7 protein-coding genes are annotated in these 9,472 nt (G+C 65.9%); 3 read left to right on the top strand and 4 right to left on the bottom strand.

Features of this window, described 5'->3' with window-relative positions:
* Nucleotides 1–204: 204 nt before the first annotated feature.
* From QM806_RS31150 to QM806_RS31140, 3 genes are read left to right on the top strand one after another with little or no spacing between them, the layout of a single operon-like run.
* Nucleotides 205–1,551, top strand: coding sequence for a spinster family MFS transporter (locus QM806_RS31150; protein ID WP_205627330.1), 1,347 nt, complete (start codon nt 205–207; stop codon nt 1,549–1,551).
* A gap of 44 nt (nt 1,552–1,595) precedes the next feature.
* Entirely contained in the window at nt 1,596–2,702 is a 1,107-nt protein-coding gene (locus tag QM806_RS31145) for an NAD/NADP octopine/nopaline dehydrogenase family protein (protein WP_054245634.1), read from the top strand.
* Complete coding sequence (locus QM806_RS31140; protein ID WP_133986756.1) at nt 2,702–3,718, top strand: 3-hydroxybutyryl-CoA dehydrogenase; 1,017 nt, start codon at nt 2,702–2,704, stop codon at nt 3,716–3,718. Before QM806_RS31145 ends, QM806_RS31140 begins: the two co-directional genes overlap by 1 nt.
* 79 nt (nt 3,719–3,797) lie before the next feature.
* Here QM806_RS31140 and QM806_RS31135 read toward each other — a convergent pair whose 3' ends face one another.
* Genes QM806_RS31135 through QM806_RS31120 form a run of 4 tightly spaced genes read right to left on the bottom strand, consistent with a single transcriptional unit; the run spans nt 3,798 to nt 9,465 of the window.
* Nucleotides 3,798–5,510: an amidohydrolase gene (locus QM806_RS31135; protein ID WP_283293935.1), complete on the bottom strand. Its 1,713-nt coding sequence runs from the start codon at nt 5,508–5,510 to the stop codon at nt 3,798–3,800.
* 34 nt (nt 5,511–5,544) lie between these two features.
* Nucleotides 5,545–6,066, bottom strand: coding sequence for a hypothetical protein (locus tag QM806_RS31130; RefSeq protein WP_120660316.1), 522 nt, complete (start codon nt 6,064–6,066; stop codon nt 5,545–5,547).
* Nucleotides 6,067–6,074: 8 nt separating this feature from the next.
* A complete protein-coding gene (locus QM806_RS31125; RefSeq protein WP_065492334.1) occupies nt 6,075–7,514 on the bottom strand; it encodes an APC family permease in 1,440 nt (479 codons plus the stop codon).
* Nucleotides 7,507–9,465 (bottom strand): primary-amine oxidase, encoded by a 1,959-nt coding sequence (locus QM806_RS31120; protein ID WP_283293932.1) that lies wholly within the window; start codon nt 9,463–9,465, stop codon nt 7,507–7,509. The genes QM806_RS31125 and QM806_RS31120 overlap by 8 nt, the downstream gene beginning before the upstream one ends.
* Nucleotides 9,466–9,472 lie beyond the last annotated feature (7 nt).

Raw genomic sequence — 9,472 nt, 5'->3', positions numbered from 1 at the left:
ATCGAACCCTGCAAGCGGCATGACCCCCGACAAATTAACGAATCAGACCACTAAGTTGAGACCACTGCGACAGTCCGCTGCGGGAAATGCTTACTCCCGGTGTGACTCCGACCCAATCGAAGGAGCTGATCGATGCCTGATCAAGAGTTGCCCCAAAGGGGAGAACGATCGTATCGATACGAGTGGTATGTCGTGACGATCTGCATGATCGCGTATGTTTTCTCGTTCGTCGACCGGCAAGTGCTCTCGTTGATGATCGAGCCGATCAAGCACGATCTTCAGCTGAGCGACACGCAGTTCAGTCTGCTCCACGGGCTCGCGTTCTCCCTGTTCTACGCGTTCATGGGAATGCCGATCGCGGTACTCGCCGACAAGCGGTCGCGGCGTGTGATCATCTCGGCGGGCGTGGCCTTCTGGAGTCTGGCAACCGCGCTGTGCGGGTTCAGCAAGAATTTCACCCACATGTTTCTTGCCCGAGTCGGTGTCGGCGTCGGTGAGGCGGCGCTTTCGCCGGCTGCCTACTCGATGTTCAGCGACATGTTCCCCAAGAAGAAACTGGGGCGGGCGTACGGCGTCTACTCCGTCGGTTCGTTCATCGGGGGAGGCACAGCATTCCTCATCGGTGGATATGTCATCAACCTTCTTGCCGGAGTCGACAGCGTGCACGTTCCCCTGCTCGGCTCGATGTTCGGCTGGCAGGTGACGTTCCTGGTGATCGGGCTTCCGGGACTCCTGGTAGCCGTACTGATCTTTTTCACCGTGCGCGACCCTGCCAGGAAGGGGCTGACGCGTACCGCTGACGGGCGGGTGGAGAAGGTGACCCTGCGCAACGCGTTCGCCTTCATCGGTGGGCACCGCAGTACCTTTGCCTGTCACTTTCTCGGGTTCTCGTTCTATGCGATGGTGCTTTTCGCCCTCATGGGGTGGACCCCGGCCTTCTACATACGCCACTTCGAGCTGAGCGCGACCACCGTCGGATACATGCTCGGAGCTGTCGTCCTCGTTGCGAACACCACGGGGGTTGTCTTCGCCGGTTGGTTCATCGACTGGCTGGCGCAGCGAGGGCACACCGATGCCGCTATGCGTGCGGGCGTGGTCGGTGCGGTGGGAATGGCACTGCCCGCGGTGTTCTTCACCCAGGTGTCCGAACTCTGGCAGTCCATTACGCTGCTGTCCGCTGCGATGTTCTTCGCATCGTTCCCGATGCCGGCGTCCACCGCGGCCATGCAGGTGCTCAGTCCGAACCAGGTGCGCGCCCAGATTTCGGCGCTGTTTCTGCTGATATCCAACCTCGTCGGACTGGGTGCAGGAACGACGCTCGTCGCAGTCCTCACCGACCGATACTTCAAGTCGCCGCAACTGGTGGGATCGTCGATGTCGGTCGTCATCGGAATCGCGGTCGTATTGACGGTGGCACTTCTCGGGCGGGGATGCCGCTATTTCCGCGAGAGCGCACGCACCGAGGCGGTAGTGGAATCGATTTTGCTCGACCAGACCGAAATCGGCAATCCCGCGATCGATCCTTCGGTTCGCGGCGTCCGCATTCACTGATCATCCAACCGGTCACGAGATGGCCAGAAGAGGGAGAGCTTCACATGAAGGTTAGCGTTCTCGGTGGCGGTCACGGCTGCTACGCGGCAGCGGCTGCACTCGCGGAGAATGGGCACGAGGTGCGGTTCTGGCGACGGGACCCCCGCGCTCTCGCCGACATCTTGCGTCACGGCGGACTCACTATTCGGGACCACAAGGGGGAGAGGGTAGTTGCTCTCGGTGACACACCGGGCACGATCGCGCCCACCGGTGTTCTGGCCGAGGCGATCTCCGGCGCGGAAGTGGTTGTGATCCCGCTCCCGGCACACACCCACGACGATCTTGCGCCGCAACTCGCGCCGCTGGTCGAGAACGGCCAGGTGGTGTTTCTCCCACCTGGCACGTTCGGAAGCTATCTCTTTGTCAAGGCAATGGCCGATGCAGGCAACCGTCACGATGTCGCATTTGCCGAGACAGGAACGTTGCCGTATCTGGCGCGCAAGCACGGACCAGCCGAGGTCGTGGTGAGTGGGTATGCGACGAGGCTTCCGACGGGGGTCTTTCCGGCCCGCCTCACAGACTCCACCCTGGCGGTCCTACGAGAGGTCTATCCCAGCGTCGAGCCTGTCGAGGACGGGCTGAGCGGTGCTTTGATGAACGCCGGGCCGGTGATCCACCCTCCGCTGATCATGATGAACGCCGGTCCTCTCGAGCATTTCGATGAGTGGGACATTCATAACGAAGGCACGCAGCCGTCCATCAGAAGGGTCACCACTGCGCTGGACCGGGAGCGCATTGCAGTGCGCGAAGCACTCGGCTACCGAGCGCCGCATTTTCCACTGGCTGACCACTATTCGTCGGACGGAGAGGAGTGGATGTACGGTCGGGCCGCGCACGAGAAGCTGACGGACAGCGGTGACTGGCGTGAGAAGATCGAGTTGGACAGCCACAGATACATGCTCGAAGACACGCGCCTCGGTCTCTCATTCCTGGTGTCGGTGGGCCGGTGGGCAGGTGTGCCGACACCGGTCGCACAGGGACTTCTGAATCTCGCGTCCGCGATCAGCGGAATCGACCTGTACGAGGAGGGTCGCACGCTGGAGGGGCTTGGCCTGTCGCAGCTGTCGCGCGAGGACATGCGCGAACTGCTTCACATCGGAGTACCGGCGTGATGGGACGGGTCCCGCATGTCGCAATCGTCGGTGCGGGACGAATGGGGCAGGGCATTGCGCTCGCGTTCATTCACGGTGGACTATCTGTCGCATTGATCGACATGAAAGTGCGTGAACCCGATGACGAACGGCTGTACTCGGAGCGGGTTCGCCTCGATCTCGACCGGGAATTGTGTGCCAAGATCGACCTGGGGCGGATCACAGCGGAGCAGGCGCGCGAGTCCGCCGGCCGCGTGAGCATCTTCGGCCGGGAGGACGGATTGCAGGCGTTGTCCGATGCGGACGTGGTGTTCGAGAGTGTGCCCGAGGTCATGACTGCCAAAGCCGCTGCATTGAGCTTGATCAGCGACGTTGCCCGGCACGACATTCCCGTGGCATCGACGACGTCGAGTTTCCTCGTCACAGAACTTGCGACGCTGATCGAGGGGCCGCAGCGTTTCCTCAACGCGCACTGGCTCAATCCTGCAGATCTCATGCCTCTTGTGGAGATCAGCAGAAGCGAACAGACAGACGATGCTGTGATCGACGACGTCGTAGGGTTGCTCGAGCGGGTAGGGAAGGTGCCGGTCGTGTGTTCGGCCTCCGCCGGATACATCGTTCCGCGGATTCAGGCGCTCGCGATGAACGAAGCCGCGCGGATGGTCGAAGAAGGAGTGGCGAGCGCCGAAGATATCGACAAGGCTGTCCGCGTCGGCTTCGGCTTGCGATTCGCGGTGCTCGGACTCGTCGAATTCATCGACTGGGGTGGTGGCGACATCCTGTATTACGCGTCGCGGTACCTTGCGGGCATGCTCGGTGATCGATTCGAGGCGCCGGAGGTCATTGCCGCGAACATGGCGTCGAGTCGAAACGGTCTCCGCGACGGCCAGGGGTTCTACACCTACGATCCCGATACGGTTGGTGACTACAAGTCCCTTCGCATGAGGGAGTTCTCGGTCCTCCTCGACGAAGTCGGGCTCAGCCCCGAGTACGGAGCAGCCCTTGCTCCGGTGCCGGAGAAGACCCGCCGCGGATAACGGGAGTGGTCCACGACGGTTCCCGCGGAACGGCCCCACATCTGATGTGGGGCCGTTCCGGCTCAGATAGGTAAGCCGACTACGACGCGACACTCGCGGCGACGCGCTGGAACACGACCTCTCCACCCAGCACGGTGGAGACGACCTGCATTGCCGGGATGTCGTGCGGGTCGATGGTCTCGAGGTCGCCGTCGAGGATGCACAGATCGGCCACCTTGCCGACCTCGAGGGACCCCTTCCAGTCCTCGGCGAAGTCCTGCCAGGCTGCGTTGATCGTGTACGTGCGGACGGCGTCGGCGAGCCCGATGCACTGGTCGGGCCCGCTCACCGCGCCGCTGGCCTTGCTCTCGCGCAGGACCATCGTCGAGATGCCCTGGCGCCAATCGGGCGGTGTGACCGGTGCATCGGAACTACTCATCAGGTGCACCCCGGATTCGACGGCGCTGCGATACGGCCATTCGTAGGCGGCTCGTTCGGTCCCGACCACCCCGACCTCCAGGTCGGCGATCGTCCACTTGATCGTCGGGTTCATGTTGACGCCGATGCCGTTGTCGGCCAGGCGCTTCAGGGTGGATTCGCTGATGAAGTCGCCGTGGATCAGGTAGTGCCGGGCATCCTCACGGGGGTGCGCATTCTGCGCGGCGATGATTGCGTCGGCGACGGTGTCGATGGCACGGTCACCGGTGACGTGCACACCGATCTGGTAGCCGGACTCGTGGCCGATGCGGACCATCTCGGTCACCTCGTACACCTGACGCTCGTCGGTGTCGCCGCCGACGCAGAGTGAGCCGCAGCCGCCGCCGACGTACTCCTCGTGCATCCACGCGGTCTTGCTCGGCGGGATGCCGTCGGCGAACACCTTCACCCCGAGCACCCGGAACATCCGCGGATCCACCGATTCCGGGACCTCGATGTCCGCCAGGTTCTGTCCGAAATCCTCAGCCGACCCGGACATTCCGGTGGGCAGGAGGAGAAGGTTGACGCGGGCGCCCAGTTCGCCGCGGCGGGCGAGGTCGGCATACACCGCGAGGCCCTCGGCGCCCATCGCGCCACCGGCGAGGGCCTCGCCGCCGGGGCCGATCGCGGGATCGGTGAAGCTGGTGATGCCCTCGCTCTGCAGAATCGAGATCGCCGAGCGGAGTGCCTCCTCCCGGCGCTCCCGGGTGAGGGCCGGGAGAACACGCTGCACCAGCGCCTGCGCACCCTCCATGACGATGCCGGTCAGCAGGCCGTCCTCACCGACGGGCATGAGGCTGCCCGGCGGCAACGGGGTGGTCTCGTCCACCCCGGCGAGCGTGAGCGCCGCGCTGTTCACCCACGACGTGTGGCGCGAGAAGTCCTGCAGGAAAACAGGATTGTTCGGGGACACTTCGTCGAGGTCCCAGCGGGTCGGCGTCCGACCGGCCTCGGCGAGACACTCGTCGAGATACCCGTCGTCCCAGCCGGTTCCGATGATCCACTCGCCGTCCTCGGCCGCGGCGGCGGCCTCCCGCACGAGTTCACGGACGTCCGCGATCGACCGGACAGCCGGGAACGACACGTCCAGCGACAGCGGCGGAGTATCGAGCCCGTAGGCGATGGCGTGCAGGTGCGAGTCGTTGATTCCCGGGAGGATCGTCTTCCCGCCGAGGTCCGTGACCACGGTGTCCGGCCCGATCAGGGTTTCGATCTCCGCATCGCTGCCCACCGCGTGGACGAGTCCGTCGCGCACCGCGAGGGCGGTGGCGATCGTGAAGTTCTCGTCGACGGTGAAGACCTTGCCGTGGGTGTAGACGGCATCGGCGTAACTCATCGGTTTCTCCAGGTTGCTGTCGGTGGGATGGATGTCAGACGGCCATGGGAGCCATGCCCAGGATCATCAGTGCGGATCCCGTCGCGGCGGTCGTGACGCCGGACCCGTGTTCGGGGCGCGGGGTGGAGCGAAAGAGATGCAGTGTCAACAGTGCCCAGCACACGAGCACAGCGAGAGGGAACCAGCCCGTCGAGATCCCTGCGCCACCGTGGTGGTGGCCCGAGGGTGCCGGCGCCGACGCCGTCGAGGCGGGAGCGGACGTCGGGGCCAGGAGCAGTAGCACCCCCATGGCGGTGAGGTCCACCGCGCAGGGAACGGCTGTCCGGCGGTGCATGGTCTCACCGGTGACGAAGACGGCGAGGGCGATGAGGACGGCACCCTCGAGCAGGTGAATTCCCGCCGGCACGCCGGGGATCATCATCGCGACCATGGACACCGCCATCGCACCGTGCGCGATCCGCACCCGGCAGTCCGTTCCGTGCGCCCGCCACATCGGCACGACGGCCCCGACCGCTCCGACGAGCATCGCCGCGTGCACGGCAGGGATCTCGAACATCGTCGAACTCAGATCGTGGGGGTGAGTTCGCGACGCTGCCCGACGTCCGCCCGGCTCTGCCGGGTGACCCGGGCGACGACCAGTCCGGCGACGAAGAACAGAGCGATCACTGCCAGCAGGATGTCCGCGAGCAGTTCCGACCCGCCGATCAGCGTGGTGAAGTTGTCGAGCACCAACCCGGTGACGGCCACCAGACCCACGCATCCGAGCACCGGAGCGATGCGCGTGTGCCAGAGCCGGGTATCCAGCCGGGTGCGGGCGAAGAAGGCGATGATCGCGACGCTGGTGAGCACCATCAGCACCAGGATGCTCACGGTGGCCAGACCTGCCATCCAGGTGAACAGTTCCAGCACCGGGTCCGCGCCGACGAGGGCGAACACCCCCACGACCACCGTCGCGGAGATCGTCTGGGCGACCGAGCCGATATGCGGGGATCCGTGCTTGGTGTGGGTGCGGGACAGTGCGCGCGGAGCGGCGCCCTTGCGGGCCAGGGCGAACACGTACCGGGAGATGGCGTTGTGGAAGGCGAGGAGTGCGGCGAACAGGCTCGTGACGAGCATGATCGCCATGACGTCGGCCGCGGGTCCGCCCAGGAAGTGCGCGGCGGCGGCGAACGTCAGCCCGGCAGGGTCGGCGGCGGCTGCGGCGGAGACGTTGTCGCTGCCGAACGCGAGCACCACGGCCCAGCTCGCCAGCGCGTACACCAGTCCGATGGCGATCACGGCGGCGTACGTCGCGATCGGAATCGTGCGCCGGGGGTTGCGGGCCTCCTCGCCGTAGATCGCGGTCGCCTCGAAGCCGATGAACGACGCGATCGCGAACATCAATGCGACACCAGGGGATCCGCTGAAGAACGACGTCGGGGTGAACGACGCGAAGTCGATACCCGCGGCCCCGCCCCGCACCAGCACGCCGAACGACAGCGCCAGGATGATGCCGATCTCGAGCACGAGGAGCACCCCGAGGACCTTGGCGCCGAGGTCGATGCTGCGGTATCCGAGCACGGCCACGAGTGCGATGAGCACGAGCGCCCACATCCACCACGGCAGGTCGGGTCCGCCGTACTGGACCACGAGGCCCCGAATCGTCGCGGCGGCCAGACCGTACACGGCGGCCTGGATGGCGGTGTAGGTCAGAAGTGCGAGCCCGGCGGCCCCGAGCCCGCAGGATTCGCCCAGCCCCTTGGCGACGTAGGCGTAGAAGGCGCCGGTGTCGACCATGTGGCTGCTCATGGCCGCGTATCCGACGCTGAAGACGAGCAGGACCAGTGCGGCGATGAGATAGGCGGTCGGGGCGCCCGCGCCGTTGCCGATCGCGATCATGACGGGCAGAGCGCCGCCGATCGCGGTCAGCGGTGCGGCCGCGGCGATGACGAGGAAGACGATCCCGACGACGCCGATGGATCCGCGTAACGTGCCGGCTCCCGAACCCGTGGTGGTGTCAGACATCTGTTCCCCCGTCCGCGTGGCAGCTGCCGCCTCCGGTCGCGCAGTGCTTCGACGTCGTGCGGGGAACGTCGAGAGCGGGGTTGCGACCGAAGAAGCCGTTGGGCTTCAACGTGAATCCGGTGTAGTCGACGGGCATGATCGGCCAGTCCTCGGGTCGCGGGAAGTGCGTGAGGCCGAACGTGTGCCAGACGACGACGTCTTCGTTCTCCAGATCCCGATCGCCGGCCACGAAGCTGGGCAGTCCGGCGCCACCCGCGTGCTGGTTCACGAAATCCCCTGCCGCGTAACGCTCCTTCTCGTCGAACTGGGTGACCCACAGGTGCTTGGTGGCGAACGTCGCCCGCGCCGCGATCGAGGAGTCGTCGTCGGCCAGCAGGATCGGCTGACCCTCCGGGTGGAGTGCGTACGCCACCGGCTTGCCCAGACGGTTCAGCTTGTTCGGGTTGCTGATGTGCCACACGCGTCCGACGCTGTTGTCCGCGAGGCGCTGCGCCTCGGATTCCTTCGTCAGCGGCGTGCGCTCGAGGGTGAACGCGTTTCCGTGCAGGTTCCCGGGGCCCATCTTCACCCGCTTGGTCTGTACCTCCTCGACGGAGTTGCGGTCGCCGTCGATCATCATGTCGAGGCGGGCGCTGAACAGGTGCTGGTGGTACGGGGCGCCGAGGCCGGGGGCGATCTCCGAGGCATACGGGTAGTCGCCGCCCGGATGACCCGACGTGAAGACGATGCCGGTGGCCTTGACCTCGAATTCGATGGTGCCGTCGAGGTACAGGTACCAGAAGAAGCCGTAGTCGTAGTTGCCGATGGTGGTGAAGAAGGAGATGACGAGACGGCGCTGGCGGCGGGTCTCGGCGGAGCCGGCCCACAGGTCGGTGTGCTTCCACAGCACGCCGAAGTCCTCCTCGTGCATGCACACGGCGTTCTTCAGCGTCTTGGGGGTGCCGAACTCGTCGGCGATGACGGCGTCGAAGTAGGTGATGTCGCCGACGCAGTCGCAGCCGAGTTCGAGGGCGTTCGCGTAGCGGCCCACCATGTACTCGCCGGTGTCGAAGTAGTTCTGCCACGACCGGACCGGCGAGGGATCGCCGTAGGGCACCACCATCTCGGCGATGGACGCGCGGTGGATGATGGGGCGGACCCGGTCGCCGTCGGCGAATCCGAGCTGGTGGAGGACGAGACCCTCGCGGGCGTCGAAGCCGACGCGGAACGACCACTTCTCCCAGTCGACGCGGTTGCCGTCGACGACGAAGCTGGGTCCCTCGGGCTGGGTGATCTCGATGGGCTTCTGGGTGGTGCGCAGGGGGCCGGTGACGGCGAGGTCGTCGAAGTTGCCCGACTCCTCGGGGATCGGGACGGCGCCGAGATCGAGAACGTCGGTGACGGTCCGGTTCATGACGTCGACGAATCCGACGAGCCCGTCGATCGGGTGGGCCCAGGCGTGGTCCTTCGGGTGGTCCTGGCGGAACGCGAGCCCCCGGAGGATCCGCGTGCCCGTCTCGCCGGGGTAGTCGAAGACACCGGCCGAGAGGGGAGCGACCCGGACGTCGGCGACGTCGAGTCCGCGGGCGGCGAGCGCGGCGAGCCAGCGTTCGTCGGCGGCCAGCACCTGTTCGACGAGTTCGAACTCCTCGTCCAGGACGGGCATCTGACCGTCGCGGACGGCGTCGAGGGTCACCGAGCTGATCACCGACCGCTGGGTCACGGACACGACGACGTCCACCGCGTTCGGCGACGAGATGTCGTGCAGCAGAACGCGGAAGCGGCGATCGGTCTCGGGGGCCTCCGCCGTGTACAGCGTCGACTTGTCCGGTTCCTCGAGGCCGACGTAGACGAATCTCGTCTGCTCGGTCAGCGCGTCGGCGGCCTCGAGGATCTCGCGCAGGGAGGCGATTTCTTCGACGGTCGGCAGCGACAGCGGGTGGTCGATACGCGCAGGGGAAAGGGTGGGCATGTCGCGA

The organism is Rhodococcus sp. IEGM 1351, from assembly GCF_030056875.1.
GTDB lineage: Bacteria > Actinomycetota > Actinomycetes > Mycobacteriales > Mycobacteriaceae > Rhodococcus_F > Rhodococcus_F opacus.
Note: the sequence above shows the minus strand (reverse complement) of the source record. Positions and strands in the feature narration are given on the sequence as shown.

Coding starts and splice junctions, on each gene's coding strand:
- QM806_RS31150 (WP_205627330.1), top strand. CDS start 205: ATGATCGCGTATGTTTTCTCGTTCGTCGACCGGCAAGTGCTCTCGTTG.
- QM806_RS31145 (WP_054245634.1), top strand. CDS start 1,596: ATGAAGGTTAGCGTTCTCGGTGGCGGTCACGGCTGCTACGCGGCAGCG.
- QM806_RS31140 (WP_133986756.1), top strand. CDS start 2,702: ATGGGACGGGTCCCGCATGTCGCAATCGTCGGTGCGGGACGAATGGGG.
- QM806_RS31135 (WP_283293935.1), bottom strand. CDS start 5,510: ATGAGTTACGCCGATGCCGTCTACACCCACGGCAAGGTCTTCACCGTC.
- QM806_RS31130 (WP_120660316.1), bottom strand. CDS start 6,066: ATGTTCGAGATCCCTGCCGTGCACGCGGCGATGCTCGTCGGAGCGGTC.
- QM806_RS31125 (WP_065492334.1), bottom strand. CDS start 7,514: ATGTCTGACACCACCACGGGTTCGGGAGCCGGCACGTTACGCGGATCC.
- QM806_RS31120 (WP_283293932.1), bottom strand. CDS start 9,465: ATGCCCACCCTTTCCCCTGCGCGTATCGACCACCCGCTGTCGCTGCCG.